The organism is Arthrobacter sorbitolis (assembly GCF_054510995.1).
In genome coordinates this window covers 56,248-82,713 of sequence record NZ_JBTNDM010000003.1, presented here as the reverse complement: position 1 = coordinate 82,713, position 26,466 = coordinate 56,248, and the positions used below count along the sequence as shown (strand labels likewise).

Annotated in this window: 32 protein-coding genes; 20 read left to right on the top strand and 12 right to left on the bottom strand. The window is 69.6% G+C overall.

The window, feature by feature from the left end; translation table 11 throughout:
- The first annotated feature begins 67 nt into the window (after positions 1–67).
- From ACX80K_RS08835 to ACX80K_RS08815, 5 genes are all read left to right on the top strand, one after another.
- Positions 68–853 carry an ABC transporter permease gene (locus tag ACX80K_RS08835; RefSeq protein ID WP_459271725.1) on the top strand — a complete coding sequence of 262 codons (786 nt, stop codon included), beginning with the start codon at positions 68–70 and terminating at the stop codon, positions 851–853.
- Between the two features lie 145 nt (positions 854–998).
- Positions 999–1,946: an ABC transporter ATP-binding protein gene (locus ACX80K_RS08830; protein ID WP_459271490.1), complete on the top strand. Its 948-nt coding sequence runs from the start codon at positions 999–1,001 to the stop codon at positions 1,944–1,946.
- 2 nt (positions 1,947–1,948) lie between these two features.
- Positions 1,949–2,839 (top strand): ABC-2 transporter permease, encoded by an 891-nt coding sequence (locus ACX80K_RS08825; RefSeq protein ID WP_459271489.1) that lies wholly within the window; start codon positions 1,949–1,951, stop codon positions 2,837–2,839.
- Positions 2,840–2,868: 29 nt separating this feature from the next.
- Entirely contained in the window at positions 2,869–4,191 is a 1,323-nt protein-coding gene (locus ACX80K_RS08820) for a sensor histidine kinase (RefSeq protein ID WP_459271488.1), read from the top strand.
- Entirely contained in the window at positions 4,139–4,843 is a 705-nt protein-coding gene (locus ACX80K_RS08815) for a response regulator (protein ID WP_459271487.1), read from the top strand. Before ACX80K_RS08820 ends, ACX80K_RS08815 begins: the two co-directional genes overlap by 53 nt.
- Positions 4,844–4,861: 18 nt before the next feature.
- Here the strand turns inward: ACX80K_RS08815 and ACX80K_RS08810 are convergent, their stop codons facing one another.
- A complete protein-coding gene (locus ACX80K_RS08810; RefSeq protein ID WP_459271486.1) occupies positions 4,862–5,299 on the bottom strand; it encodes a hypothetical protein in 438 nt (145 codons plus the stop codon).
- Between the two features lie 102 nt (positions 5,300–5,401).
- Positions 5,402–6,073 (bottom strand): TasA family protein, encoded by a 672-nt coding sequence (locus ACX80K_RS08805; protein ID WP_459271485.1) that lies wholly within the window; start codon positions 6,071–6,073, stop codon positions 5,402–5,404.
- A 222-nt stretch (positions 6,074–6,295) separates the two neighbouring features.
- Here ACX80K_RS08805 and ACX80K_RS08800 point away from each other — a divergent pair, with 222 nt between their 5' ends.
- The 6 genes from ACX80K_RS08800 to dnaB all read left to right on the top strand — a co-directional run bounded on the left by ACX80K_RS08800 (position 6,296) and on the right by dnaB (position 11,561).
- On the top strand, positions 6,296–7,576 hold the full coding sequence (locus tag ACX80K_RS08800) for a M18 family aminopeptidase (RefSeq protein WP_459271484.1): 1,281 nt from the start codon (positions 6,296–6,298) through the stop codon (positions 7,574–7,576).
- A 158-nt stretch (positions 7,577–7,734) separates the two neighbouring features.
- Positions 7,735–8,040: a 30S ribosomal protein S6 gene (gene rpsF, locus ACX80K_RS08795; protein ID WP_043442549.1), complete on the top strand. Its 306-nt coding sequence runs from the start codon at positions 7,735–7,737 to the stop codon at positions 8,038–8,040.
- A 60-nt stretch (positions 8,041–8,100) separates the two neighbouring features.
- Positions 8,101–8,685: a single-stranded DNA-binding protein gene (locus tag ACX80K_RS08790; RefSeq protein WP_459271483.1), complete on the top strand. Its 585-nt coding sequence runs from the start codon at positions 8,101–8,103 to the stop codon at positions 8,683–8,685.
- Between the two features lie 115 nt (positions 8,686–8,800).
- The gene (gene rpsR / locus ACX80K_RS08785) at positions 8,801–9,040 is read left to right on the top strand and encodes a 30S ribosomal protein S18 (RefSeq protein ID WP_005273147.1); all 240 of its coding nucleotides are present in this window, start codon (positions 8,801–8,803) and stop codon (positions 9,038–9,040) included.
- Between the two features lie 15 nt (positions 9,041–9,055).
- Complete coding sequence (rplI, locus tag ACX80K_RS08780) at positions 9,056–9,505, top strand: 50S ribosomal protein L9 (RefSeq protein ID WP_043442543.1); 450 nt, start codon at positions 9,056–9,058, stop codon at positions 9,503–9,505.
- Between the two features lie 679 nt (positions 9,506–10,184).
- Positions 10,185–11,561: a replicative DNA helicase gene (gene dnaB, locus ACX80K_RS08775; RefSeq protein WP_104181570.1), complete on the top strand. Its 1,377-nt coding sequence runs from the start codon at positions 10,185–10,187 to the stop codon at positions 11,559–11,561.
- Here the strand turns inward: dnaB and ACX80K_RS08770 are convergent.
- Together ACX80K_RS08770 and ACX80K_RS08765 are read right to left on the bottom strand one after the other, a co-directional pair.
- A complete protein-coding gene (locus tag ACX80K_RS08770; RefSeq protein ID WP_258062610.1) occupies positions 11,558–11,980 on the bottom strand; it encodes a MarR family winged helix-turn-helix transcriptional regulator in 423 nt (140 codons plus the stop codon). The genes dnaB and ACX80K_RS08770 overlap by 4 nt on opposite strands.
- A gap of 222 nt (positions 11,981–12,202) precedes the next feature.
- Entirely contained in the window at positions 12,203–13,111 is a 909-nt protein-coding gene (locus tag ACX80K_RS08765; RefSeq protein WP_459271482.1) for a DUF2382 domain-containing protein, read from the bottom strand.
- Between the two features lie 415 nt (positions 13,112–13,526).
- Here ACX80K_RS08765 and ACX80K_RS08760 point away from each other — a divergent pair, with 415 nt between their 5' ends.
- Positions 13,527–13,826, top strand: coding sequence for a hypothetical protein (locus ACX80K_RS08760; protein ID WP_459271481.1), 300 nt, complete (start codon positions 13,527–13,529; stop codon positions 13,824–13,826).
- A 105-nt stretch (positions 13,827–13,931) separates the two neighbouring features.
- Positions 13,932–14,477 (top strand): cysteine hydrolase family protein, encoded by a 546-nt coding sequence (locus ACX80K_RS08755; RefSeq protein ID WP_459271480.1) that lies wholly within the window; start codon positions 13,932–13,934, stop codon positions 14,475–14,477.
- A 107-nt stretch (positions 14,478–14,584) separates the two neighbouring features.
- Here the strand turns inward: ACX80K_RS08755 and ACX80K_RS08750 are convergent, their stop codons facing one another.
- The 3 genes from ACX80K_RS08750 to ACX80K_RS08740 are packed head-to-tail and all read right to left on the bottom strand — an operon-like array spanning position 14,585 to position 16,565.
- Positions 14,585–15,280: a DUF3618 domain-containing protein gene (locus tag ACX80K_RS08750; RefSeq protein ID WP_459271479.1), complete on the bottom strand. Its 696-nt coding sequence runs from the start codon at positions 15,278–15,280 to the stop codon at positions 14,585–14,587.
- Positions 15,277–15,729 (bottom strand): phage holin family protein, encoded by a 453-nt coding sequence (locus tag ACX80K_RS08745; RefSeq protein WP_104181574.1) that lies wholly within the window; start codon positions 15,727–15,729, stop codon positions 15,277–15,279. The genes ACX80K_RS08750 and ACX80K_RS08745 overlap by 4 nt, the downstream gene beginning before the upstream one ends.
- A complete protein-coding gene (locus ACX80K_RS08740; RefSeq protein ID WP_459271478.1) occupies positions 15,729–16,565 on the bottom strand; it encodes a hypothetical protein in 837 nt (278 codons plus the stop codon). Before ACX80K_RS08740 ends, ACX80K_RS08745 begins: the two co-directional genes overlap by 1 nt.
- Positions 16,566–16,846: 281 nt before the next feature.
- Between ACX80K_RS08740 and ACX80K_RS08735 the strand changes: the two genes are divergently transcribed.
- The 6 genes from ACX80K_RS08735 to ACX80K_RS08710 all read left to right on the top strand — a co-directional run bounded on the left by ACX80K_RS08735 (position 16,847) and on the right by ACX80K_RS08710 (position 22,179).
- Positions 16,847–17,728, top strand: a complete 882-nt coding sequence (locus tag ACX80K_RS08735; RefSeq protein ID WP_459271477.1) for a manganese catalase — start codon at positions 16,847–16,849, stop codon at positions 17,726–17,728.
- Positions 17,729–17,756: 28 nt separating this feature from the next.
- Positions 17,757–18,218, top strand: a complete 462-nt coding sequence (locus tag ACX80K_RS08730) for a DUF4383 domain-containing protein (RefSeq protein ID WP_459271476.1) — start codon at positions 17,757–17,759, stop codon at positions 18,216–18,218.
- 202 nt (positions 18,219–18,420) lie between these two features.
- On the top strand, positions 18,421–19,455 hold the full coding sequence (locus tag ACX80K_RS08725; protein WP_459271475.1) for an iron-containing redox enzyme family protein: 1,035 nt from the start codon (positions 18,421–18,423) through the stop codon (positions 19,453–19,455).
- On the top strand, positions 19,452–19,721 hold the full coding sequence (locus ACX80K_RS08720) for a CDGSH iron-sulfur domain-containing protein (RefSeq protein WP_459271474.1): 270 nt from the start codon (positions 19,452–19,454) through the stop codon (positions 19,719–19,721). Before ACX80K_RS08725 ends, ACX80K_RS08720 begins: the two co-directional genes overlap by 4 nt.
- A 90-nt stretch (positions 19,722–19,811) precedes the next feature.
- Positions 19,812–20,567 (top strand): LamB/YcsF family protein, encoded by a 756-nt coding sequence (locus ACX80K_RS08715; RefSeq protein ID WP_459271473.1) that lies wholly within the window; start codon positions 19,812–19,814, stop codon positions 20,565–20,567.
- Positions 20,554–22,179 carry a 5-oxoprolinase subunit B/C family protein gene (locus tag ACX80K_RS08710; RefSeq protein ID WP_459271472.1) on the top strand — a complete coding sequence of 542 codons (1,626 nt, stop codon included), beginning with the start codon at positions 20,554–20,556 and terminating at the stop codon, positions 22,177–22,179. Before ACX80K_RS08715 ends, ACX80K_RS08710 begins: the two co-directional genes overlap by 14 nt.
- A gap of 1 nt (position 22,180) precedes the next feature.
- On the opposite strand, the gene ACX80K_RS08705 is transcribed toward ACX80K_RS08710, so the two are convergent.
- The 3 genes from ACX80K_RS08705 to ACX80K_RS08695 form a co-directional block, all read right to left on the bottom strand.
- Positions 22,181–22,354, bottom strand: coding sequence for a hypothetical protein (locus ACX80K_RS08705; protein ID WP_459271471.1), 174 nt, complete (start codon positions 22,352–22,354; stop codon positions 22,181–22,183).
- A gap of 122 nt (positions 22,355–22,476) precedes the next feature.
- Positions 22,477–23,820, bottom strand: a complete 1,344-nt coding sequence (locus tag ACX80K_RS08700; protein WP_459271470.1) for an MFS transporter — start codon at positions 23,818–23,820, stop codon at positions 22,477–22,479.
- Entirely contained in the window at positions 23,817–23,969 is a 153-nt protein-coding gene (locus tag ACX80K_RS08695) for a hypothetical protein (RefSeq protein ID WP_459271469.1), read from the bottom strand. The genes ACX80K_RS08700 and ACX80K_RS08695 overlap by 4 nt, the downstream gene beginning before the upstream one ends.
- Before the next feature lie 267 nt (positions 23,970–24,236).
- On the opposite strand from ACX80K_RS08695, the gene ACX80K_RS08690 reads away from it, so the two are divergent.
- Positions 24,237–24,611 (top strand): GNAT family N-acetyltransferase, encoded by a 375-nt coding sequence (locus tag ACX80K_RS08690; RefSeq protein ID WP_459271468.1) that lies wholly within the window; start codon positions 24,237–24,239, stop codon positions 24,609–24,611.
- A 96-nt stretch (positions 24,612–24,707) separates the two neighbouring features.
- Here ACX80K_RS08690 and ACX80K_RS08685 read toward each other — a convergent pair whose 3' ends face one another.
- Together ACX80K_RS08685 and ACX80K_RS08680 are read right to left on the bottom strand one after the other, a co-directional pair.
- Positions 24,708–25,994, bottom strand: coding sequence for an ammonium transporter (locus tag ACX80K_RS08685; protein WP_459271467.1), 1,287 nt, complete (start codon positions 25,992–25,994; stop codon positions 24,708–24,710).
- 171 nt (positions 25,995–26,165) lie between these two features.
- A complete protein-coding gene (locus ACX80K_RS08680; RefSeq protein WP_258062614.1) occupies positions 26,166–26,462 on the bottom strand; it encodes a MoaD/ThiS family protein in 297 nt (98 codons plus the stop codon).
- Positions 26,463–26,466: the final 4 nt, after the last annotated feature.

The following is a 26,466-nucleotide window of genomic DNA, read 5'->3' as shown; positions in this document are numbered from 1 at the left end:
GCAGCCCGAGAACTCACGGTCCCGGGCCCGCAGCGGTCCCGCATCCGAGGCTCCGTCGGAACTGTCCATGTGGTTCTCCGACGGCTGGACCGTCACCAAGCGCAACCTGACGAAGCTGAAGCGCTCGCCGGACATGCTGATCTTCGCCGTCCTGCAACCGATCATGTTCGTGCTGCTCTTCAGCCAGATCTACGGCGGGTCCATCCAGGTGGAGGGGAGCGACTACACGCAGTACCTCATGGCCGGCATCTTCGCGCAGACGGTGATCTTCGGCTCCACGTTCTCCGGGTCCGCGATGGCCCAGGACCTGAAGGACGGCATCATCGACCGGTTCAGGACGCTGCCGATGAGCTCCTCCGCGGTGCTGATCGGACGGACCAACAGCGACCTCGTGCTCAATGCGCTCTCGGTGGTCATCATGATGGCCACGGGATTCGCGGTGGGCTGGCGGGTCAACGCGTCCATGAGCAGCTTCTTCGCCGGCCTCGGCCTCCTGCTGCTGTTCTCCTACGCCTTCAGCTGGGTGATGGCACTGCTCGGCATGTCCGTGAAGTCCCCCGAGGTCATCAACAACGCGTCCTTCATGATCCTGTTCCCGCTCACGTTCATCTCGAACGCGTTCGTGCAGTCCCAGAACCTGCCCGCCGCACTCGAGACCTTCGCCAACTGGAACCCGGTCTCGGCCCTCGTGCAGGCCGCACGCGAGCTGTTCGGCAACACGGGCACGGTGCCGGCTCCCGATGTCTGGCCGATGCAGAACGCGGTCCTGACCGTCCTGATCGGCGCCGCCCTGATGCTGGTGGTCTTCGTGCCCCTGTGCATCCGGAAGTTCACGCTCATCAGCAGCCGCTAGCCGGAGGGCGTCGTCCGAAAGGGGTACGGGCCCTTCCCCCGTGATCATCCCTGGGGCCGGTGATCGGTACCGGCCCCAGGCCTACTGTTGGTGGTACCGGCCCGCAGCAGCGGGGCGGCCCCCACCTCCAGTCGAAGGACGCACCATGATCGAGGCACAGGCCCTCTCGAAGCGATACGGCGCGAAGACCGCCGTCGACGCCGTCTCCTTCACGGTGCAGCCCGGCAAGGTGACGGGCTTCCTCGGCCCGAACGGCGCGGGCAAGTCCACCACCATGCGCATGATCGTGGGCCTGGACAACCCCAGCGGCGGACGCGTCACCGTCAACGGTCGGCCCTACGCCCAGCACGGGGCTCCCCTGCGCGAGGTGGGCGCCCTGCTCGATGCGAAGGCCGTGCACACCAAGCGGTCCGCCTACAACCACCTCCGCGCCATGGCGGCCACCCACGGCATCCCGAACAGCCGGGTCAAGGAGGTCATCGAACTCACCGGCCTCGGACCCGTCGCGAAGAAGCGCGTCGGCGGCTTCTCCCTCGGCATGGGACAGCGCCTCGGCATCGCCGCAGCCCTCCTCGGCGACCCGCACACGGTGATCCTCGACGAGCCGGTCAACGGCCTCGACCCGGAAGGCGTGCAGTGGGTCCGGCACCTCTCCAAGGGCCTCGCAGCGGAGGGCCGCACGGTCTTCCTCTCCTCGCACCTCATGTCGGAGATGGCGCTGACCGCCGACCACCTCATCGTGATCGGGCGCGGCCGGATCATCGCCGACGCGCCCATCCAGTCGATCATCGACGGACAGGGCAGGGCCCGGGTCCGGGTGCGGGCCGACCGGCCGCAGGACCTCCTCGGCAGCCTCGCCGGCGAGGGAGTCACCGCGCAGGTCCTCGAACCCGAACTGGTCGAGATCACCGGGGTCGACCCCCGCCGCATCGCGGAGATCGCCCTGCGGGAGCGCGTGCTCGTGTACGAACTCACGCCGCTCCAGGTATCGCTCGAGGATGCCTACATGGAGCTCACCCAGACCGAAGTCGAATACCACTCGCACGACCTGCCGACCGCCGATCAGGCTGCGGCACCACTGGAAGGACGCTGACCATGGCAACGTCGACCTCGCCGGCCCCCGCCCAGCAGCGGCCCCGGCAGAACCGCGACTCCGGGCCGGGCGTGAACTTCGGCCGGGTCCTGAAGTCCGAATGGATCAAGGTCACCACCGTTCCCTCGACGGTCATCCTCATCGTCTCGACCGTCGTCGTGATGGTGGGACTCGCGGCGCTCGCGTCGTGGGCCATCTCGATCACGCAGGACGAGATCCAGTCGGCCGGAGCACCGCCGGGAGGCCCGGGCGGCCCCGGCATGGAGGGCTTCGACGCCGCCGAGCAGGCATGGATGATCCCCTCGTCGGGGCTGATCTTCGGGCAGCTGCTCATCGCCTCGCTGGCCGTCGTGCTGATCGCGTCCGAGTGGGCGACCGGCATGATCCGCTCCACCATGGTCGCCGTGCCCAAGCGCATGCCGGCCCTCCTGGCCAAGAACGCCATCATCGCGGTGATCGCCTTCGTCATCGGCGCTGGATCCGCGTTCCTCTCCTACCTGGTGGCGCAGCCCATCCTCGGCGGGGACCTGGACTTCGGCCTGGCCACGGACGGGGTCCTCCCGAGCATCGTCAACACGGGCACCTACCTCGCATTCATCGCCATCATCTCGATGGCCATCGGCACGCTCCTGCGCAACACGGCCGGCGGGGTCGTCACCGCCGTCGCGCTGTTCTTCGTGGTCCCCCTGATCATCGTGAACCTCCTCTCCGGACTGGCCGACTGGATCCCCGATGCCGCCCGCTTCCTGCCCACGAACGCGGGCGACCAGCTCGTCGCCATCACGACGGAGAGCGACGCCCTGACCCAGTGGGAGGGCGGCCTCGTGATGGGCGCGTGGGCGCTCGTGCTCCTCGTGGTGTCCCTCGTGGTCACCCAGAAGCGGGATGTCTAGGAAGGCCCGATATCCCATGGACCCGACCCTTGGATGAGATCCCCCCGGTGAGGGAGACCGCGGAGCGCGCGCCCGCGGTCTCCTTCACGGAACTGAACGCCCGCCGCCTGGGCCCGTTCCGGAGGTTCTTCCGTAAGCACCCGAGGGCCATGGACGCCGCTGTCGTGCTCGTGTTCGTCCTCTTCTCCTTCCCCGGGGCGCTGTTCCTGATCATCGACTCCGACAACTGGCTCGGTCTTCCCGGCGTGGTCCTCGCCTCCGCGGCGCTGGCCTTCCGCCGCGACCGGCCGCTGCTGGTCCTCGCGTTCGTCTCCGTCCTCGACGTCCCCGTCAGCGTCCTGACCGAGGGCGGGGGCAGCAGCGGCATAGCGACCATGTTCGCCCTGTACACGGTGGCCGCGATCTACCCGCTGCGGACCGCGCTCGTCGCGGCGGCCGCTGCGATCGTCTTCTCGGTCAGCACCCTGTTCCTCCTTCCGTCGAGCGCGTTCGACGGCACACCGGGCCTGTTGTGGCTCCTCAGCGGCTTCATCGTGATGTTCCTCGCCGTCGCCGTCGGCGTCGGCGTCACCGTGCGGCGGGACCGCGAACACGAGAGCGAACTGCGCGAATGGGCTTCCCGCAACGCCGAGCTGGCGTCCGCGGGGGAGCGGAACCGGATCGCGCGCGAGATGCACGACGTCGTCGCGCATTCGCTGACGGTCATGGTCGCGCTGTCCGACGGCGCCGCCGTCGTCATGAAGCGTGACCCGGGGCGGGCCGCCGCCGTGCTGCGCGAGCTGTCCGGCACGGGCCGCACCGCCATCGCCGACATGCGGCGGGTCCTCGGTGTCCTCCGTGCCGAGGCCCCGAGCGAGTCCCTCGCCCCGCTGCCGGCGTCGAGCTCCCTCGCGCAACTCCTCGACGGCTTCCGCGCTGCGGGCCTGCCGCTCCGGGTGACGACCAGCGGGCCGGGGCTGCCGGACGACCCGGCCTTCCAGCTGACGGTGTACCGCATCCTCCAGGAGTCCCTGACCAATGTCCTCCGCTACGGCAAGGGGGTTACTCTGGTGGACATCTCGATCGCCCGGACCGGGGACGCGGTCTCCCTGCGCGTCGCCGACGACGGCCGGGGCACCATGGGCCCTGCCGTGTCCCTCGGCTCGGGGCAGGGGATCGCCGGCATGCGGGAACGCGCCGCCATCTACGCCGGCTCGGCCGAATGCGGGCCCCGCCCCTCGGGCGGCTGGATCGTGGACGTGCAACTGACAGCCCCCGGCGCCGATGGCGGATCGGGGACCCAACGGGGGAAAGAGAAAGATGACCGCGCAGCACAGCACACCGGGCACGCCCATCAGGGTTCTGCTCGCTGACGACCAGCCCCTGCTGAGGATGGGCTTCCGGCTCATCCTCGAGGGCGAGGCGGATCTCGAGATCGCGGGCGAGGCCTCGACAGGGGCCGAGGCGGTGCGTCTGGCCGCCGATCTGCGGCCCGACGTCGTGCTCATGGACGTACGCATGCCGCACGGGGACGGCATCGAGGCCACCCGCCAGATCACCGCGTCCGGCTCTGGCGCACGCATCATCATCCTCACCACGTTCGACCTCGACGAGTACGCGTTCTCCGGCCTGCAGGCCGGTGCGTCGGCGTTCCTGCTGAAGGACGTGGCGCCGGAGGAGCTGGTGCATGCCGTGCGGATCGTCGCGAGCGGAGACGCCGTGGTCGCCCCACGGGTCACCCAGCGGTTGCTCGAGACGTACGTTCGCTCTCTCCCACCGGCACACACGGCGACGGCGGTCCCGGACCGGCGGCTCGCCGAGTTGACGCCGCGGGAGCGGGAGGTGCTCGAGGCGATCGCCGGGGGCCTCTCCAATGCCGAGCTCGCAGCCCTGTTCTTCCTGTCGGAGGCGACGATCAAGACGCACGTGCGGCGCATCCTCACGAAGCTGGACCTGCGGGACCGCGTGCAGGCCGTGGTGTACGCCTACGAGAACGGGATCGTGGTGCCCGGGCCGGCCCACTGACGCCGCGCCGCCGGTCCGTCAGGGGCAGGTGAGGACGCGCTCGAGGTTCTGGCCGGTCCAGGTGCCGACGCTCGCGCGGACGCGCAGTGTGTAGTTGCCGACCGTCGTGGACGTACGGGTGATCGTGGTCGCCCGGTTCCCGGCCGGGAGGTTGTTGGTCGTCACCTGCCCGTTCGGCGCGGTCAGCGTGACGGTGTAGGCCGTGGCCCGCTGAACGGCGCCGAAGTCGGTGAGCGTCACCGACATGGAGAGTCTGTTGTTCTGGCAGCTGAAGTTACCCGTGATGCCTGCCGGCGCGGGAACGGTGTAGGTCCCGACCGCCACGGAAGCGGCGTCCGAGTTGGTGAACGCGGCCTGCGCAGCCGTCGGCAGCCAGGTGAGGACCAAGACGCCGATCAGCACCCGGACGAGGAAGTCGACGCGGCGCGGTCTGCGCGGGGTGCGGTGCCGGGCCATGGTCCTCCTTCCTCGTGCGCCTGTCGTGACTCGCCGGTGTCCCGGTGTCCCGGTGTCCTGGCGTCCCGGTGTCCCGGCGGACACCGGGACGGGTGCCGGGTGTCAGCGGTTGGTGGCTGCGCGCTGCGTGGCGGTGAAGGCGAGGTTGACGGTGCTGCTGAGGCCCTGGAAGGTGTTGCCGGCGGTGGTGGGCAGGGTCGCGGTGACGCGGAGGTTGTCGGCCTTGGTGGTGGTGATCGAGGCGAGGTTCGCCAGGGCGACGTCGGTGCCGATGATGGGGCGGGTGGGCAGGACCGTGGTGGTGGTGCCGGCGCAGGTGTAGGTGTAGGCGGGGGCGGTGCCGGCCTCGGTCCAGGGGACGGTGCAGGCGTCGACGGCGACCTGGAGGCCGTTGAGGGCGTCGGTGGTGAGCAGGGTCGGCGTGCCGACGGCGGTGGTGCTGAGGGTGACGCCGCCGAAGTTCTGGTTGCCCGCGTTCGTGAGGGTCGCGGCGCGCTGGATGGTGTCGCCGGGGATGACGCCGGTCGCGGCGACGGTGAGGCGGTTGGCGGCGGTGCCGGCAGCGCCGAGCTGGACGTCGACGGTGCCGGCGGTGACTGTCTCGCTGGCGGAGGTGGTGGACGTGAAGGAACCGTACGTGCCGAGGCCCGCGACGGAGGCGGCGACGCCGAGCAGGGCGACGGAGGCCAGGACCTTGCCGGAGGTGGACGTCAGACCGATGCGCGAGGAGCGAGTGGTGGTTGCAGTGCGAGCGGTGGTTGCGGTGCGTGCCATGGTGAGACCCTTTTCCTGTGACCTGGTGGTGTGCCCTCCGGCACCCCCAGCGGGTCCCGGTCCTTCTGGTACCCACTCTGCTCGGGCAAGCTGAACCCACCAGTACGTGAACCTCGAAGGAAAACCGAAGACCCGGCGAAAACCGAAGGAATGGCGAAGTCGAACCGAAGCGGGGGTGCCGTTCCCGGAGGCCCGCCTCCGCCGATCTGGTTGAATCGGAGGATGACCCCAGCACCGCACATCCAGGACCTCGGCGCCTACGTCGCGGCGTCGCCGTCGAGTTTCCACGCCATGGCAGAGGGCGGCCGTCGTCTCGCCGCCGCCGGCTTCCGAGAACTGGCGGAACAGGACGCCTGGGAGGGCGGGGCCGGTCGGTACTTCGTCCGCCGGGACGGCGCGCTCATCGCGTGGACCGTGCCGTCGGGCGCCGGCCCCACCACCGGGTTCCACATCCTGGGCGCCCACACCGATTCGCCGTCCTTCAAGCTCAAGCCCAGGCCCACCACGGGCAGGTACGGCTGGCTCCAGGCCGGCGTCGAGGTGTACGGCGGGCCTCTCCTGAACTCCTGGCTCGACCGCGAGCTCGCGCTCGCCGGCCGGCTGACGCTGCGGGACGGCAGCGAGCACCTCGTCGCCACGGGACCGCTGCTGCGCTTCCCGCAACTGGCCATCCACCTGGACCGCGCGGTCAACGACGGCCTCGCCCTCGACAAGCAGCGCCACATGACCCCGGTATGGGGACTCGGGGATCCTGCGGACGCGGATCTCCTCGGGCTCCTCGCCGGCAGTGCCGGGATCGACCCGCATGAGGTGGGCGGGTTCGACGTCGTGGTCGCCGACACGCAGGAGCCCCGGGTCTTCGGCGCGCAGGGCGAGTTCTTCGCGTCGGGCCGGCTCGACAACCTCTCCTCGGTGCATGCCGGTCTCGCGGCGATCATCGCCGCGGCGTCCGACGAGCAGGCGGATGGACCGATCGCTGTCCTCGCGGCGTTCGACCACGAGGAGGTGGGCAGCGGCTCGCGGTCCGGGGCGAGCGGGCCGTTCCTCGAGGACATGCTGCTGCGTATCTCGCTCGGTCTCGGCGCGGGCACGGAGGAGCGCCTGCGAGCGCTGGCGTCGTCGTTCTGCGTCTCCGCCGACGCCGGCCACGCCGTGCACCCCAACTACGCGGAGCGGCACGACCCCGCGAACCTGCCCGTCCTCAACGGGGGGCCGCTCCTGAAGATCAACGCCAACCAGCGCTACACCACGGATGCACCCGGTGCCGCCTACTGGGCAGAGCTGTGCCGCACCGCCGGCGTGCCCTACCAGGAGTTCGTGTCGAACAACGTCATGCCCTGCGGGTCCACGATCGGACCGCTGACGGCCACGAGGCTGGGCATCCGGACCGTCGACGTCGGGACACCGCTGCTGTCGATGCATTCCGCGCGGGAACTCTGCGGCGTCGACGACCCCGGGTACCTCGCGACCGCCACTGCCGTGTTCTTCCGCGGCGGCCGGTAGGCACGTGTTCGCCCCTGCGGGATCGTCCGGTAACATTGGTACGTCCGTGCCAGAGCCCGTCGGTGGTAGATACCGCGGACGGCGGCCGGATCAACGCTAAAGAACCTCCTGTTGCGGAAAGACCGCGACCGCTTAGCCCAGAGGAGGTGGGTTCACACATGCGTGCATATGAATTGATGGTAATCATCGACCCCGATGTCGAGGAACGCTCCATCGACCCAACACTCGAGAAGTTCCTCAATGTCGTCCGCAACGGCGGCGGCACCGTGGACAAGGTGGATATCTGGGGACGCCGGCGCCTCGCGTACGAGATCCAGAAGAAGACCGAGGGCATCTACGCCGTCGTCAACTTCACCGCGACCCCGGCCGTGGCTTCCGAGCTCGACCGCCAGCTGAGCCTCAACGAGACGATCATGCGCACCAAGATCATCCGCCCCGAGGAGCAGAAGGTTTCCGCCGAGTAGTCTCGGCAGATCCCTCATCCATCCACCCCGTTCCGGCGGGTAGGAACTCAAGGAGGCACCATGGCAGGCGAAACAGTCATCACGGTGGTCGGCAACCTCACCAATGATCCGGAGCTGCGGTTCACGCCGTCCGGGTCGGCGGTGGCCAACTTCACCATCGCGTCCACTCCTCGCACGTTCGACCGCCAGACCAATGACTGGAAGGACGGCGAAACGCTGTTCCTCCGCGCGTCGGTCTGGCGTGAGGCTGCGGAGAACGTCGCCGAGACCCTGACCAAGGGAACCCGCGTGGTTGCCCAGGGCCGACTCAAGTCACGTTCGTACGACACCAAAGAGGGCGAGAAGCGCACCGTCATGGAGCTCGAGGTGGATGAGATCGGTCCGTCCCTGCGCTATGCGTCCGCGAAGGTCACCCGGACCCAGCGCTCCGGCGGTGGGAATTCCACCGCGGGCGGCGGCTTCGGCGGCAACGCCGGCGGCGGCAACTCCGGCGGTTCGAACTCAGGTTCGGGTTGGGGCGGCGGCGGCGGCGGCGGGGGCGGGGGCCAGCAGGCCCAGCAGCCCGCGGACGACCCGTGGGGTGCGCCCGCAGGCGGCAACTCGCAGGGCTGGGGCAACGGCCCCGACTCCGAGCCGCCCTTCTAGGCACTTCCAGGCAGGGGTCCCGTTCCCGGAACCCCTGCCGCAGTCACGCACGTGACTGGCATCTCCCATCCCGCAGAATCGTTCTGCGGGCTCCAACAGTAAAAGGAGCACCACGATGGCTAAGGCTGAACTCCGTAAGCCCAAACCAAAGTCCAACCCCCTGAAGGCCGCTGACGTCACCGTCATCGACTACAAGGACGTAGCCCTGCTGCGTAAGTTCATTTCCGATCGCGGAAAGATCCGCGCCCGTCGCGTCACCGGCGTGACCGTGCAGGAGCAGCGCAAGATCGCCCAGGCAATCAAGAACGCCCGCGAAGTCGCGCTGCTGCCGTACTCCGGCGCTGGCCGCGGCTAGGGAAAGGGACACACTATGTCGAAGCTCATTCTGACCCAGGAAGTCACCGGACTCGGTGCCGCAGGCGACGTCGTCGAGGTGAAGAACGGTTACGCACGTAACTACCTTCTGCCCCGCGGCTTCGCCCTGATGTGGAGCAAGGGTGGCGAGAAGCAGGTCGAGTCGATCAAGGCTGCCCGTTCCGCCCGCGAGCACGCATCGCTCGAGGACGCCCAGCGCCAGGCTGCCGCACTGTCGGCCAAGCCCGTCACCCTGACCGTGAAGGCCGGTGGCTCCGGCCGCCTGTTCGGCACGGTCAAGGCCGACGACGTCGCCAAGGCCGTCGAGGCCGCCGGTCTCGGCAAGATCGACAAGCGCAAGGTCGAGCTGCCGGCTCACATCAAGTCGGTCGGCTCGTACCAGGCCAACGTCCGTCTCCACGAGGACGTCGCTGCAGTCATCGACCTGGACGTCGTCGCCAGCTAGTGACACGCCGGCGCCGCAAGGCGCCGGCGGCAGGTCCGGATCCACGAGGAAGCCCCCGCCGCCGGCGGGGGCTTTCGCGTTGGAGGGCCTCCGCCGTGCTGCCCGCCGACGGGTGCGGGAGCGGCAGTCTCCGTCATCCCTCGGCGCGCATATCCTCCGGGAGACATGCCCCGCAGCGACTTCTCGGGGGAGCTGGACCGGATCGAGGAGTGCCCCGGAGTTCATATGGGCTCGTCCGGCCTGCCTGCGACCCGCCGCATGTCCTCCAGACATGTGGCGCCGAGGGCATACGAGCCGAAAGGCGCCTGGCGGACTGCCACGGGGCGAGTTGTCAACAGCACACCTGTGGACGGACGGGTCGGAGAAATACTTTCGATCCACAGCCGGGGGATAACGTTTGCGCAGGTCAGAGTCGGTTTCGAGGAGAGGAAACTTCTCTGTCCACAGGGTTGTCCCCATCCTGTGCACAAGATACGGGCCGCTATCCACAGCATCTTTCCACTTACCCACACCCCCTGTTGGGATGGCGCTTTGCCGCCCCGGGCCGGGCGACTACCGTTGCCGGAGATTCCCAATAGTGAGGGTGACGGGTGATAGGCCTTACCTGTCAGACCCACCCCGGGCATCCGGTGGTCCGCTCCGGCGAACACCGCTTACGTAGCAGGAGAAAGGCCCTTCAGTGTCCCTGGCACATGCAGATTCATCGACGGACACACGTAGCCCGGAGTTCTCGCGCACGCCCCCGCAGGACCTCGTCGCGGAGCAGTCGGTGCTCGGGGGGATGATGCTCTCGAAGGACGCCATCGCCGACTGCGTCGAGGTGCTCCGCGGGCTCGACTTCTACCGCCCGGCCCACGAGAGCATCTACGAGGCGATCATCGACCTCTACGGGCGGGGTGAGCCGGCCGACGCCGTCACCGTGTCCGACGAGCTGACCAAGCGTGGCGAGATCTCCCGCATCGGCGGCCCCGCCTATCTCCACACGCTCATCCAGTCCGTGCCCACGGCTGCGAACGCCGGTTTCTACGCCGAGATCGTGCGGGAGCGCGCCGTCCTCCGCCGCCTCGTCGACGCCGGGACCAAGATCGTGCAGCTCGGGTACTCGAACGACGGCGAGGTGGACGATCTCGTCAATGCCGCGCAGGCGGAGGTCTATGCGGTCGCCGAACGCCGTACGGCCGAGGACTACGTGGCCCTGAAGGACATCATCGAGGGGACCGTCGACGAGATCGAGTCCGCGGGACACCGCGGCGAGGGCATGACAGGGGTGCCCACGGGCTTCTACGAGCTCGACGAGCTCACACAGGGGCTCCACGGTGGCCAGATGATCGTCGTCGCGGCGCGTCCGGCCATGGGCAAGTCGACCTTCGCGCTCGACTGGGCGCGTTCCGCGGCCATCAAGCACAACATGGCCACGGTGTTCTTCTCCCTCGAGATGGGCCGGAACGAGATCGCCATGCGCCTGCTGTCGGCGGAGGCGACCATCGGTCTGCAGGACCTCCGCAAGGGGACCATCAAGGACGAGCAGTGGGGCAAGATCGCCACGACGATGGGACGCATGAACGACGCGCCCCTCTTCATCGACGACAGCCCGAACATGTCCCTCATGGAGATCAGGGCGAAGTGCCGCCGGCTCAAGCAGCGGCACGACCTGAAGCTCGTGGTGCTGGACTACCTGCAGCTGATGTCCTCCGGCAAGCGCGTGGAGTCCCGCCAGCAGGAGGTCTCAGAGTTCTCGCGAGCGCTCAAACTGCTGGCCAAGGAGCTCAACGTGCCCGTCGTCGCCCTGTCCCAGCTGAACCGCGGGTCCGAGCAACGTACGGACAAGCGCCCCCAGGTCTCCGATCTCCGGGAGTCCGGTTCGATCGAGCAGGATGCCGACATGGTGATCCTGCTCCACCGCGACGACGTCTACGACAAGGAATCGGCGCGGGCGGGCGAGGCCGACGTCATCGTGGCCAAGCACCGCAACGGGCCCACCAAGACCATCGTGGTGGGCTTCCAGGGCCACTACTCACGCTTCAACAACATGGCCGCGGACGGTGGCGGCTACTAGTCCTTCTTCGGACCGAGCTCGTTGATCACGGTCTTGAGGCGGTCCCGCAGGTCCTCCGACGCGAGGCCGTCCTCGGCCATCAATTCGTTCTCGATGTTCTTGGCCCGTTCCAGCGCCTTGAGTCCCGCCGAGGTGATGGTGATCCGCTGACTGCGGCGATCGGCCGTGTTGCGGAGCCGGGTCACGAGCCCGCGCTTCTCGAGGCGGTCCAGGGTGCGTCCGACGGTCTGTGCCTGGACATGCACGAGCTGCGCCAGGCGCACGCCCGTGAGGGTGCCTTCGCGCTCCAGTACACCCAGTGTGGTCAGTCCGGCGTGCGTGATGCCGATGCCCAGGAGTTTCTCATTCCATGAGTGCTCGACGATGCGGGCCGCGGTCGTTAGCAGGCGGCTGGTCGACCAATCGTTCAACTCCGGCACGATGGCATGTCCTTCCCCTTGATTCTTGCGCGGTGAATTCCTTGTGGACCTACTACTTACTGTAGACAACTCTACCCGAAATAGACAGCATGCTTATTATTGCGATGTGGCTGCTCCGGGCATTCCGGACGCCCTGGCGGCGGGCCTGCCCGACGGGGACGGACCGGAAGCCGAGGAGGGCCCGGAGCGCAGCTCCGGGCCCTCCTCACATGCCAGTGCTACTTAGAGGTTCTTGCCGTGACGCGTGTCGTCCGCGCCCTCGATCTCGATCTCTTCCTTGCGGACGTCGGCGCTGACGGTCTCGTTCTCGGTGACCGTCTCCTTGTCGAGGCGCACGCGCTCGACCGGGACGGCTTCCTTCTCGACGACGGGACGCTCGGCGTGGAGGACCACTTCGTGCTCCTCCTCGCTGATGGCGGGGCCGTCGTACGCGTCGCCACGGTTGGCGTCGGTGATGGGCTCGCGCTCGACGCGGACTTCCTCGCGGCTGACGGGAACGGTCTGGGTGACGTTCTCGGTGACGACGTACTTGCGCAGGCGTGCACGGCCGGCCTCACGACGCTCGGTGCCGACGTGGAGCTGCTCCTCGGAGCGGGTCATGGCGTCGTCCGTCGTGGGGCCCGAGGTGTCGTGGCCCACGGTGCCGCGACCCGTGCTGGCATCGGTGTCGGAGTAGGTGCTCGACGTGTCGGTCACGCCGGAGTGGCGGCCCGAGGTCGTGTCGATGTCGACATCGCGGTCCCCGCGGCCGACGGTGCCCGTGGTGCCGGTGGTCGTGCCGGTCGTCGTGGTGTCGGTGTAGCCGCTCGTGCCGCCGCCGATCTCGTAGTGGCGGTAGAGGCGGTCCTCTTCGTCCGGGCTCAGGTTGCCGTCGGATTCGATCCGGGGCGCGTCCTTCACCTGGTGCTTCGAGTAGGGCACGCGGACGTCATGGCCTGCGACGTCTGCGCCCTGCAGCGGGATGAAGGACTCGGAGGTGCCGAAGAGGCCCGTCTTGGCCGTGACCCAGCTGGGCTCGCCGGTCTGGTCGTCGAGGTAGACCTGGCCGATCGACCCGATCTTCTCGCCGTCGGACCCGAGGACGTGGCCGCCGTTGCCGAGCAGGGTGTCGATGTGTTCCTGAGTAATCATTTCCTTCTCCTTCTGAGTCGTCTCACTTCGAGGGGGGAATTCTCGGCTGTAGGTCCTGCCGGGGCCGGAGCCCTGGGAACCACCGGCCTCTAGAGTAAGCATACTTAGTAGTTAATTGGAAGCAGGCTTAGCGTCCGGGCTCCGATCCGGTAGCGGATCCGGGCCGTTCAGGGGGTGCCGGCAACCGGGATTCCGCGGGTTTTGCGCCGGCGCCCGCTTCCGTATGATGACGAACAGGTCCAGCCACCGGCCGAACAGCCCGAATCGAGCCTGTGCCTGCGTTCCAGGCGCATCCACCCTGCACGACGTCCTGCGCAGCCTCCGGGCAACCCCGCCGGGCAGGCACGTGCGGCGGGTGTGGAAGCCCCGCCGGACCGCTGGCAGGCCCCTTCGCAGAGCCCCTGAAAGGGCAACCATGCCGACACCACGGCCCCAACACATTCATGACGTCCTGATCGCCGCAGCCGATCTCGAGGACGCCGAGTTCCAGCGCGACCGGCTCGCACTGGCCTGCGGTGAGGCGATCCGGAACGCCCTCGCCGGCGGCTTCTCGCACCTGCAGATCGCGCAGGCCGCCGACATGACGGAAGCCGAGGTGCGTCGCCACGCGGAGGCCCCGCCGCTCGGACCGGACGTCCTCGGGGACTTCGCGGCACTCTCGGCGCCGCCCCTCGTGCTGCGTCCGCCATCCTCGCGCCGTCACTCGCCGGCGTGACGGCCCTTCAGGAGGACGGACCCCCGACCCGAGCGGCGGACAGGTCGGTGCGTGAACACGACGCTGCCCTCTGACGGGAACTCGGGCTCGCGCGGGAGACGTGGGGTGGCGCTGTTGGTGATCGACATGCAGAACGCCTTCTTCGAGGACGAGAGGCTGGCACGCGTCCAGCAGTCGCTCGTCGGGGCCTGCAACGGCCTGATCGACGCCGCCCGCCGCGGGAGCTCGCCGGTCCTCGTGGCGCGCACCGAGCACCTGACGGACCGCTCGACCTGGACTCTCTCCATGCTCGACGACGACCAGGGCTTCATCTTCGCCGGTTCGCACCAGGCGGACGTCGTGGAGGGGCTGCGCGTCGACGGGCTAGAGACCGTGACGAAGACCCGCGACAGCGCATTCTTCGGGACGGACCTGGCCGAGCGCCTGAGGAGACGCGGCGTGGAGCGGCTCGTCCTCGCGGGGGTGTCCACGCACAACTGTGTCGCCCACACGGGAGCGGACGCCTTCGCCAACGATTTCCGGGTCAGCTACGCACGCGACGCGATCGGCAGCACCAACGACAAGTACGCCGAGGCCATGCTCGAGATCCTGTCCATCGAGTACCGGCAGGCCGTCCTCGGGCAGGCGGAGGCCGAGGCGCTCCTCGCCTGACCGGTCGGGCGGCGCGGACACGTCCCTCCCGTCGGTGGCCGCAGTGCGGGCGGTGGAACGACAGAAGGCCACCGGGAACCGGTGGCCTTCTGTTCACTGCACGGGGATCAGCTGTGCTGGACGTTCGACTTCGCGTCCTGCGCGCTGCCCTTCACGTCGCTGGCGGCGTGCTGGCCTTCGTCCTTCACGGTCTGCACCGAGTCCGCGGCCGTCTCCTTGACGGACTGCACGGCCTCCTGCACGGGCTCCTTGACGTCCTCGACGACCTGCTTGGCCGCTTCGGTCACCTTCTCCTTCAGGGGGGCGACCTGGTCCTTGAGCTGCGATGCCGCCTGCTGCTCCTTCTGGCTGGCCGGGATGACGCTGGCCACGAGGAGGCCGAGGCCGAAGGCGATGAGCCCTGCGGCCAGCGGGTTGCCCGCAGCCTTGTTGCTCAGCTGGCGGGGAGCGCCCTGGACGACCTGGCCTGCGTGGTGCGCCTTGTCCTTGGCGGAGCCGGTGGCGGACTGGGCGCTGCCCAGGCCGCTGCCGATGCCGCTTCCTGCCTTGTCCTTCGCGGAACCGGCCTTGTCGGCGACGGCCCCCTTCACGTCCTCGGCCTTGCCGAGCACGGAATCCTTGACGTCCTCGGCCTTGCCCATGACGGTCTCCTTCACATTGCTGAAGCTGTGCTTGACCTTCTCGGTCTGGCGATGCGCGATGTTGGCCGGGTTGACCTTGTCCGCGACGGCGTCGACGTCGGTTCCCAGCTCCTGGCGGGTGCGCTCGATGTCTGCGCGGATCTCATCTGGCGTCTGGCTCATCGTGTCTGCTCACCTGGTTTCAGTGTCGGCGGGATCTCTTTGACGGTCTCCGCTGTCAGCGGGAGACCCTTGACCTTCTTCATTTCCTTCTTGCCCCGGGAGGCCAGTACCGCGGCGATGATGCCCCAGAGGACGGCCACGATGACGGCGGCCCATCCCAGAGGCATGAGGGCGCCGAGACCCCACATGAGCGCGAGGGACAGGAAGAGGAGTACGAAGTGGCCGCCGACGGCGGCACCGGCGAACATGCCGGCACCCTTTCCGGCGTCCTTCGCCGATTCGGTGGCCTCGGCCTTCGCCAGGGCCACCTCCTGGCGCATGAGCTTGGAGAGGTCCTTCGTCACCTCCCCGAGGAGCTCGCCCACCGAGGCGTTGGCGGAGCGTTGCTCGGCCTCCGTCGGCAGGGGTGCGGCGGCCTGGTGGGCGCCGCCCGTGTATGCCTCAGTCATCAGCGAAGGCTCCCGTCATTCGGCAGGGTGCCCACGGGAGGGGTTCCCGGCGGGATGGTGGGGTAGTCGTCCGTCGGGTCGACGAAGGCAGGGCTGGACGGGGCGACATGCTGCCCACGCGACTCGCCGAAGCCGGCGGAGGCGGGGGTGCCGCTGTAGGCGTCGGAGCCGACTTCGGTGTACCCGGCGTAGGTGCCCGTCGAGGTGCCGGTCGAGGCGAGGCCCTGACCGCCCGAGGCGTTCCCCGAGGAGGGGTTGCCGGTCAGACCGCGGGTGAGGCGGCCGACGACGAGGCCCGAGCCTGCGGCGATGGCGAGGAAGGTGCCGGGCTTCCGGCGGGCGAAGGCCTTGACGTCCTCGAGGATGTCGGAGGCGTCGCGGCCCTCGAGCCAACCGGCAGCGGTCCCGGTGCGCTGGGATGCCTGCTGTACGAGGCTGGAGACCATGTGGTTGTCGGACTTCTCGGCCATCGACTTGAGCTCGTCCGAGATGCTCCGGATGCCCTCGGTGAGCTTCTGCTGCTGCGTGCCGGCCTGGCTCTTGACCTCGGAGGTCACGGTGCCGAGCAGGTTCTTGGCCTGCGTGCCGGCTTCGGCGGCCACGGTCTTCGCTTCCGATGCCGCGGTGCCCGCGACGTTCTTCGCTGCTTCCTTGCCGTCCTGGCCGACCTGCTTGGCCTGATCCTTGGCGACGGACTTCTTGGAGTCGCCCGAGCCGGAGGTGCCGCCGGTGGTTCCCGTGGTGCCGAGCTCGGTGGCTCCGAGGTTCGAGGTGGACGACTCGTTGCCGGTCGTGGAGGGAACCAGGGGATCCTTCGGCCAATTCTGCGTAGTCATGGTCTTCCTAACGTTGATATTGCCGTTAAAGCGGACGGTCCATCGTGTTCTCGATGCGATGGTCCGGCATCTCGTGCTGGACTTATCACTGAAGCTAAGCATGCTTACCTTCATTCATGCAAGCTCTTTCGCAAGATTCCGCAACTTCTAAATAAGTAGACTTAGTATCTTCCGAAAATCCTAGGCGGGCTTCTACCGTCGAAGCAAGAGGACCGCCCGCGGCCGCTTCCAGAAGAAGCGGGACCCTGCCCGGGCGGACCCGATGTGGGGAGGAACCACCCGTGTTTTTTCACAAGCAGGAGCTTCAGTACAAGGCCACCCCTGACAGGCCCGACGCGATCTACGCGCGGAAGCTGCAGGAGGTCCTCGGTGGCCAGTACGGCGAGATCACGGTTGCGCTGCAGTACAGCTTCCAGGCCTGGAACGCCCACATCCCGGGCAAGTACCGGGACCTGCTGTTCGGGATCGGCGCCGAGGAGATGGGCCACGTCGAGATGCTCGCGATCATGATCGCCCGGCTGCTGGAGAAGGCGCCGCTGGGCATCACGGAGGACTCCCTCCAGGCCGATCCGGCCGTCGCCGCCGTCATCGGCGGCACCGACATGCAGCAGGCCATCGTCGCCGGCGCCGGTGCGCGCGCCGCGGACAGCAACGGCAACCCCTGGCAGGGCAGCTACCTGACCGCCAGCGGCAATCTCCTGGCGGACTTCACCGCCAATGCCAACGCCGAGATGCAGGGTCGCCTGCAGGTCGCCAGGCTCTATCACATGACCGACGACCACGGGGTTCGGGACATGCTGTCCTTCCTCCTGGCGCGGGACACCATGCACCAGAACCAGTGGACCGCGGCGGCGCGTGAGCTGCAGGAGTCGAAGATGGAGCAGATGCCGGTGCCCAGCAACTTCCCGATCAAGAAGGAACTGCGCGAGGTGTCCTACCAGTACCTCAACTTCTCCGACGGCAAGACGGCGTCCGAGGGCAGCTGGGCCTCCGGTCCCACCCCGGACGGCAAGGGTGAGTTCACCTACCACGAGGGCCCGACGACGTCCGCGCCGATGGGCCCGCCCACGCATCCGGATTCCCGGTTCTACGGGACCACGGAGATCCCCAACACCGTCGAGAAGCTCGCCGGCACCGTGCAGGACAAACTGAACCGCGGATAGCGGCCGACCCTGAGAGAAGGAGAGTCTGATGGCAGATACGAACGACCGGACGGCGGATGGTCGCCGGACGACCCTGCAGCGCGCCGCACAGGCGGTGGGCGTCGTGTTCCTGCTCGTCGGGATCCTGGGATTCATCCCCGGGATCACGTCGGACTACGACACGCTGATGTTCGCCGGCCACCAGTCGGAGGCGAAGCTTCTCGGCCTCTTCCAGGTGTCGGTCCTGCACAACATCGTCCACCTGCTGTTCGGCATCGCCGGGCTCGCGATGGCGAAGACCGTGTCGGGTTCGCGCACGTACCTCCTGGGCGGGGGCATCATCTACCTCGTCCTGTGGATCTACGGCCTCGTCATCGGCCAGGACTCGGCCGCGAACTTCGTGCCGGTGAACAGCGCGGACAACTGGCTGCACCTCGTCCTCGGCGTCGGCATGATCGGGCTCGCCCTGGCCCTGAGCCGCGGCGCCCGTGACAGGGCCGGACGCGCCTAGGCGCGGCACACACCCGACCGCCGGATTCCCTCCCGGGACTTCTGTTCCGGTGCAGCACCGACGACGCCGGACCGCAGGTTCCCCCGGGCACCTGCGGTCCGGCGTCGTCGCGCCGGTCCTGGGCCGTGCCACCTGGGAGAAGGGAAGTACGCTTGGTTTCGATGCCCGGCCGGGCCGGTCGAACCGAGAGAAGAGGTCCCTGATGAAGCAACCCTCACCGCGTGGCGACGCCAGCGCACTGCTCCTGGCCGTGATCGGCGGCACCGTCGCATCGCAGCAGGAATCCCTCGACCGCCTCGAGGCCGTCGTCGAGGCATCGCTGGCCCGGACGCCGGACATCCTGCACGACGAGGACCTCCAGCTCACCCTGTTCTGCCTGTACGAACTGCACTACAGCGGGATCGACGGGGCGGGCGACGACTGGGAGTGGAATCCCCACCTGCTGGCTGTGCGGCAGCGCATCGAGGCGGCCTTCGAGGCCGGGGTTCGCGCCGAGACGGTCGTCGGGACACCGCCGGCCGCCACCAGCGAAGCGGTGTGCGCCGAGCTGTTCCGCCTGACCGGGGAGGATTCCGGTCCGAGCATGTCGCGCTTCGTGGCGAAGTCGGCATCGCACGACCAGCTGCGCGAGTTCCTCGCGCACAGATCCGTCTCCCAGCTCAGGGAGGCCGATCCCCACACGTGGGCCATCCCGCGCCTGACGGGGAGGGCGAAGGCCGCGCTGGTGGAGATCCAGGCCGACGAGTACGGCAACGGGCTGCTGCCGCGCATGCACTCGGTCCTCTTCGCCCGCACGATGCGCGAGCTGGGCATGGACGACACCTATGGCGCCTATCTGGACGCCGTGCCGGCCATCACGCTCGCCTCCAACAACCTGATGTCCCTCTTCGGGCTGAACCGCCGCCTGCGCGGTGCGATCGTGGGGCACCTCGCCGCCTACGAGATGACGTCCTCCCAGCCCAACCGCCTGTACTCCCGGGGCTTCGCGCGCCACGGGTACGGTGAGGACGCCACCGGATACTTCGACGAGCATGTCGAGGCCGACGCCGTCCACGAGCAGATCGCCGGCCGTGACATGGCGGGCGGGCTCGTCGAGTCCGATCCGCACCTCCTGGCGGACGTCCTGTTCGGGGCGGCGGCGGCCCTCGCCGTCGGCTCCGTCATGACGGTCCACATCATGGATGCGTGGGAAGAGGGGCGCTCGTCCCTGCGCACCTCCGGGGCGATGGCCTCGTGAGCGCCGATGCCCTCGACGGTGTGGACGACGGGGCAGCTCCCGCCCCGGCGCACCCGCTGAACTCGGGCAAGGCCGCTCCCGTCTCCGTCGTCGCGTGCCCCGACGGCCCGCTGCTGATCCGCGGAGACTTCCAGCTGGTCGGCGCCGACGGCGACGAACTGCCCCGCACGCGCCGCACCGTGGCCCTGTGCCGCTGCGGGGCGTCGGTCCTAAAACCGTACTGCGACGGCTCGCACAAGCTCATCGGGTTCCGCTCGGACCCCTGAGGACACGACGACGGCGGGGCGGCCACGCGGCGGACCCGACCCGATGGCGGGCGGCACCTTCCCGGACACTCCGGCGGACCAGGAGACCAGATGGCAATCGACCTCAACAGCGACGTGGGCGAGTCCTTCGGCACCTGGACCTTCGGCGACGACGCGGGCATCATCGCCTCGGTCTCCAGCGCGAATGTGGCCTGCGGGTTCCACGCGGGCGATCCGGCGGGCATCCGCGCGACCTGCGCCGCGGCCGCTGCCGCCGACGTCGCGGTCGGCGCGCACCCCGGGTACCGGGACCTCGCGGGATTCGGCCGGCGGTTCATCGACATGGACCCCGGCGAGCTGACCGACGACGTCGTCTACCAGATCGGCGCACTCCAGGCCCTGGCCCGCGCGGCCGGGACGACCGTGAGGTACGTGAAGCCGCACGGCGCGCTGTACAACACGATCGCGGTCCACGAGCGCCAGGCTCGTGCCGTGGTCCGGGCGGTCCGCGAGGTCGACGGCACGCTGCCGCTGCTGGTGCTGCCCGGCACCGTGATCGAGGCCGAGGCGCGCGCCGCGGGGCTGCGGACCGTGGTGGAGGCCTTCGCCGACCGCGCCTACCAGCCCGACGGCGCGCTCGTGTCGCGGCGGGAGCCCGGCGCCGTCCTGCACGCGGAGTCCGACGTCGTCGAGCACGTCCTGCGCATCGCGACGGACGGAGAGGTGGTGGCGGTCGATGGCTCCCGCATCCGCATCGCCGCCGAGAGCATCTGCGTGCACGGTGACACCCCGGGGGCCGTCGGAATGGCGGCGGCGGTGCGCCGGGCCCTGGCGTCCGCCGGCGTGGACATCGGTGCCTTCGCCTGACGACGCCGCTCCGGGCGGCAGGAGCGACCCGGGCGGCCTTCCGCTGCGGCCCGTCGGCGACCATGCCCTGCTCGTCGAGCTGCCCGGCCTGCCGGAAGTGCTCAGCCTGCAGGCGCAACTGCGCGAGCGCCCGGTCGACGGGCAGGTGGACGTGGTGCCCGCCGCGACGACGGTCCTCGTCACGGTCGAGGAATCCCGGCAGCTCCCAGCCCTCGCCGCGCGGCTCCGCACGATCGACCTGTCCGAGCCCGTCGGGCCGGACGACACGCTCATCACCATCGAGGTGCAGTACGACGGTGCCGACCTCGCCGAGGTCGCAGCACGGACGGGAATGAGCAGGGACGCCGTGGTCGCGGCCCACACGACCACTCCGTGGGTCGCCGCCTTCGGGGGGTTCGCGCCGGGCTTCGCCTACCTGACGGGCGGTGATCCGCGGCTCGCCGTCCCCCGGCGTGACTCCCCCCGCACGGCGGTCCCGGCCGGGTCTGTGGCGCTCGCGGGGCCGTTCTCGGCGGTCTATCCGCGGGAGTCGCCCGGAGGCTGGCAGCTGATCGGGCGTACCGACGCGGTCCTGTGGGACATCAGTCGGAGCGGGCCCGCGCTGATCGGTCCCGGCAACAGGGTCCGCTTCACCGCGGTGCGCGAGCTCGTCGACCTCCGCTCACGGCCGATCCCGGGTCCGCCTGCCGCTCCCGTGAGCGCTCCCGTGGCCGATCCTGCGCTCCCCGGAACGGGTGCGATCCCGGCGTTCGCGGGGCTGACCGTCGTCCAGCCAGGCCTCTACAGCACGCTGCAGGACCTGGGCCGGCCCGGCCTCATGGCCCTGGGCGTCGCGGGGGCGGGTGCGCTCGACCGCGCCGCCCTCCGGCAGGCCAACAGGCTGGTGGGCAATGCGCCCGGGCACGCCGTGGTCGAGAGCCTCAACGGCGGTCTGGTGCTGGCGGCGGAGGAGGATCACGTGCTGGCGGTTGCAGGCGCCGACGTCGAGCTGACGATCTCCCTGCCCGACGGCGGGGAGCGCGGCCCCGTCCTCTGCGCTCCGTTCCTCCTGTGCGCAGGCGAGGTGCTGCGGCAGTCGCCCCCGGCGTCGGGACTGCGCACCTACACGGCCGTGCGGGGCGGGTTCGAGGCGGCGGAGGTGCTGGGCAGCCGGTCCACCGATTCGATGTCGGGGCTCGGACCGCCCGCCCTCGCGGCCGGCACGCGTCTGGCGGTGGGCCGGGCGGCTCCGGGATCGACGGTCGGGAACCCGGAGGAGCCGAGGCGGGCCGGGTGGCCCGAGGTGCTGCGCGTCATCCCCGGTCCGCGCGACGACTGGTTCGACGACGTGCCCGCCCGGCTGTGCGGGACGGACTGGACGGTGACGGCCCGGTCCAACAGGATCGGCCTCCGCCTCGACGGGCCGGCTCTCGTCCGGGCCCGGGCCGGGGAGCTGCCGAGCGAGGGTACGGTGCGTGGTGCGCTGCAGGTCCCGCCGTCGGGCCTGCCGGTGCTGTTCCTCGCCGATCATCCGGTCACGGGAGGGTATCCGGTCATCGCGGTCGTGGCGGCTGCGGACCTCGACAGGGCGGCGCAGCTCGGGCCGGGATCCGTGGTCCGGTTCCGCGTCTGACCTAGCGCCCGGTTCCCTGGTGCCCGAGCCGGTACATCAGTACCTCGAGGGCGGCGCGCCGGTACTGTTCCCGCGCCCGTACCGAGGGGAAGGCGTCGAGGATGCGGAGGGCGCGGCGCTCCCGCTCCACGAGGGCGAGGAGTTCGTCCTCTTCGAAGGACGTGCGCGAGGTCACTGCTGGTCCTCCCGATGGCGGTGGCGGGGCTCCTGCGGGCCAGTCTAGAACGCCGGGATTCCGCTGCCTACCGGCCGATACTGCGGGATCGGGCGGGATCGGCCGGGATCGGGGAGGCCGGGTCAGGCGGTCCGGGCACTCCCGCGGGCCCGTCCGGCCCCGACCGCCGGTGTGTCGGTGCCGGGATGCTCCCCGGTGTCCCGCCGGACCAGGAAGGTGAGGAGTGCGGCGACGGCGCACAGGCCCGCCGCCCCGAACCACGCGATCGTGTACTCGCCGGTGGTGTCCCGGATCAGTCCCGCGCCTCCCGCCGCGGCAGCGGCGCCGAGCTGATGGGCGGCGAACACCCAGCCGAAGACGAGGGCGCCGTCGGCGCCGAAGGCGGACCGGCAGAGCGCGACGGTGGGCGGTACGGTGGCCACCCAGTCGAGCCCGTAGATCACGATGAAGACGACCATCGGCGGCTGTACTGTCGCCGCGAGCAGGGCCGGCAGCACGAACAGGCTGACCCCGCGGAACAGGTAGTAGACGGCGAGGAGCACCTTCGGGTTGAAGCGGTCGGTGAGCCAGCCGGAGGCGATGGTCCCCACGATGTCGAAGATCCCGACGACGGCGAGGAGGCCGGCCGCCGTCGTCGTCGCCATGCTGTGGTCGTGGGCGGACGGGATGAAGTGCGTGCCGACCAGTCCGTTCGTCGTGGCCCCGCAGATCGCGAAGCCGGCAGCCAGGGCCCAGAACGTGCGGTGGTGCGACGCGGCACGGAGGGCACGCAGGGCCCTGACGGCGGCATTGGTCGTTCCGGCCGGCACGGGTTCCGAGGTGTCCGCGAGCCCCGGGGGTTCGCCGTAGGGGCGCGCGCCGACGTCGGCCGGCGAGTCGTGCAGCCAGAGGAGCACGAGCGGGATGACCGCGAGTGCGCCGGCCGCGACGACCAGGGACGCGATCCGCCAGTCCGCGGTCTCGACGAGGCCCGCCATCACCGGCAGGAACACCAGTTGGCCCGCGGCGCTGCCGGCCGTGAGGATGCCCACCACGAGTCCGCGCCGCCGGACGAACCAGGTGGAGGCGATCGTCGCCGCGAACACGAGCGCGATACTCCCCGTGCCCAGCCCGATCAGGACCCCCCAGGTGAGCAGGATCTGCCAGGGCTCACGGACGAAGACCGTGAGCGCGCTGCCGGCGCCGATGACCAGGAGTGCGAGCGACGTGACCCGGCGGACGCCGAACCTCTCCATGAGCGCGGCGGCGAACGGCGCCGTGAGCCCGAAGAGCACGAGGTTGATGCTGACGGCCAGGGACAGGACGCCACGCGACCAGCCGAACTCCTGCTCGAGCGGCACCATCAGGACGGACGGGGCGGCGCGGAAGCCGGCTGCTCCCACCAGGGTCAGGAAGGCGACCGCGGCCACGATCCAGGCCGGATGGATCCGGGGGCGATGCCCTGCCGGCGCCTCGCCGACGTTCACCGGACGGCCGCCGTCGCCAGCGGGACGGGGCGGCCCGAGCGGGCGAAGCTCACCCAGGACGTCGTGGCAGCCGTGAGGGACTCCCCGCAGGTGTCGCAGCGGTCGGCGCTCGCCGTCGGCTGCCCGCACGGCGCATGGAGAACCTGCATATGGGCCGCGGGAGAGGGCGCGTCCAGGTGCTCCTCCGCGAAGTTGATCAGGGCGTTCAGGACGGGCAGGGCGCCCTCCCCCCTCTGCGTCAGCCGGTACTCGTGGCGGGTCCAGAGTAGGAGGCTTTCTTCAGGAAAGCCAGAGGTGGGGGGCCGTCCATCGCCCGATCCGGGACAGCAGTGCACCTGAAGTTTCGCGGGCGGAAACGCCGCCGAAACCGCCGCTGCGTAACGTGGGTCAGCAGACCACTTCCATAGGAGGCTGCGATGCAGACGCTGAGGGTCAGATACGTCCCCTGGACCAACCCGGTGGCCGTCGGGCTGCGGGAGGCGCTGCGTGCGGAGAGCGACCGCGGCCGGTCGCCCGCACCCGTACCGGCAGCGCCCGACGACGGAGCCGGTGTCGCCGTCTTCCTCATCGCCTACGAGCTGGCCACGGGACAGCCCGTCGGCTGTGGTGGCCTGCGACTCCTCGATGCCACCCGCGCCGACGTCGACTCCATCTACGTCCTGCCGTACGCCCGCTGGTCCGGCGTCTCCCAGGCGATCATGGAGGAGCTGGCGTCCTGGGCGCGGGCGCACGGCATCGCCACGGTGGGGCCGGGCGACGCCCTCGAGCGGCTGAGCGCCCTGCGGCTCTAGCACGGGGGCCCTGCGGACCGGCGGGCCCGTAGCCTGGGGGACGCGAAAGACCGCCCGACCTGGACGTCGGGCGGTCTTCTGTCGGGGCGTGAAGGGCTACTTGCGGGGCGCTCCGAGGTCCACGGGGTCCTCGTCGGTCAGGTAGGCGAACTCGGAGTGGGCGGCGATGTCGATGCCGCGCAGCTCGTCCTCCTGTTCGATCCGGAGGCCGATGGTCCGCTGGATGACCTGGGCGATCACCCACGTGACCACGAAGGAGTACACGAGCACGGCGACCGTCGCGAGCGACTGGATGCCGAGCAGTTCGAACCCGCCGCCGTAGAACACGCCCGCCACGCCGTTCGGCGCGTCGGGCGTGGCGAAGAAACCGATGAGCAGAGTGCCCAGGATGCCGCCAATCAGGTGGACGCCGACGACGTCGAGCGAATCGTCGAAGCCCAGCCGGAACTTGAGCTCGATCGCCAGCGAGCAGACGGCTCCGGCGATCGCACCGATGGCCAGGGCGCCCATGGGACTGACCGCCCCGCAGGCCGGGGTGATGGCGACGAGGGCGGAGATGAGGCCGGAGGCCGCACCCATGCTCGTGGCGGCCCCGTTGCGTACCCGCTCCACGAGGGCCCAGGCGAGCAGTCCTGCCGAGGCGGCGACCGCGGTATTGAGGAACACCACGGACGCGGCCTGCCCTGCGGACAGGGCCGACCCTGCGTTGAAGCCGAACCAGCCCACCCACAGCAGGCCGGCACCGACGAGGACGAGCGGCCGGCTGTGGGGTTTGGCATGGTCCACCTTGGGCCAGCCGTGGCTGCGGCCGAGCACGAGCGAGAGGGCGAGTGCCGCGATGCCCGCGTTCATGTGCACGGCCAGGCCGCCGGCGAAGTCGACGGCGCCGAGGTTGTTGACGATCCACCCGCCGACCACCGATCCGTCCTCGGAGGTGAAGGCGAAGACCCAGTGGGCGACCGGGAAGTACACCAGGGTGGCCCAGACGCCCGCAAAGATCATCCATGCGCCGAACTTCATCCTGCCTGCCGCGGCGCCGGCCACGAGCGCCGTCGTGACGCAGGCGAAGAAGAGCTGGAAGCCCGCGAAGAGGATGGGCGGGATCGAGGCGGCCGGGTCCTCGGCGAGCAGCTGGCCCATGCCGGCGTATTCGGCGACATCCCCGATCAGCCCGAGCCCGCCCACCGAGTTGCCGAAGGCCATCGAGTAGCCGAAGATCGCCCACAGCACCGCGACGAGGCTCGCTCCGCCGAAGCACATCATCATCATGTTGAGGATGCGGCGGGAGCCCACCATTCCTCCGTAGAACAGGGCCAGTGCCGGGATCATCAGACAGACGAGCGCGGAGCTGGCGAGAATCCAGGCGACGTTTCCAGAGTCCATGGGAAGTCCTTTTCCGTGATGGCGCCGGTGCGTGCCGGACGGGACTGGGCCGGGGTGCACCCGAAGGGGTGCCGGACCGGGGATGGCACGCAGCGCTGAGTCATCGTAGGCAGCGCCACGTTTCGGCATCCGGCGGGCGCCGTTAACTCTGGGTTACGCGGTGTCCCAGCCCTAGCCTCCGGCGACCGACTGGATGATCATGACGGTCGCGCCCGCCGGGACCGGCGTGCCGAGACCGTCCAGGCGACGCACGTCCTCGCCGTCCACGTAGATGTTGACGTAGCGCCGCAGCGCACCGGTCTCCTCGCGGATGCGCTGCTCGAGCAGGGGGCGCCCCTCACCCAGGCTGTCCAGCAGTGAGGCCACGTCGCCGGGGCCGGGCAGGCTCATGCTGACCTCGCTCAGGCCGCCGAGGTAGGGGCGGAGCAGCGTCGGGATCAGGACGGTCACGGGGCTCGTCGCGGTCATGGGA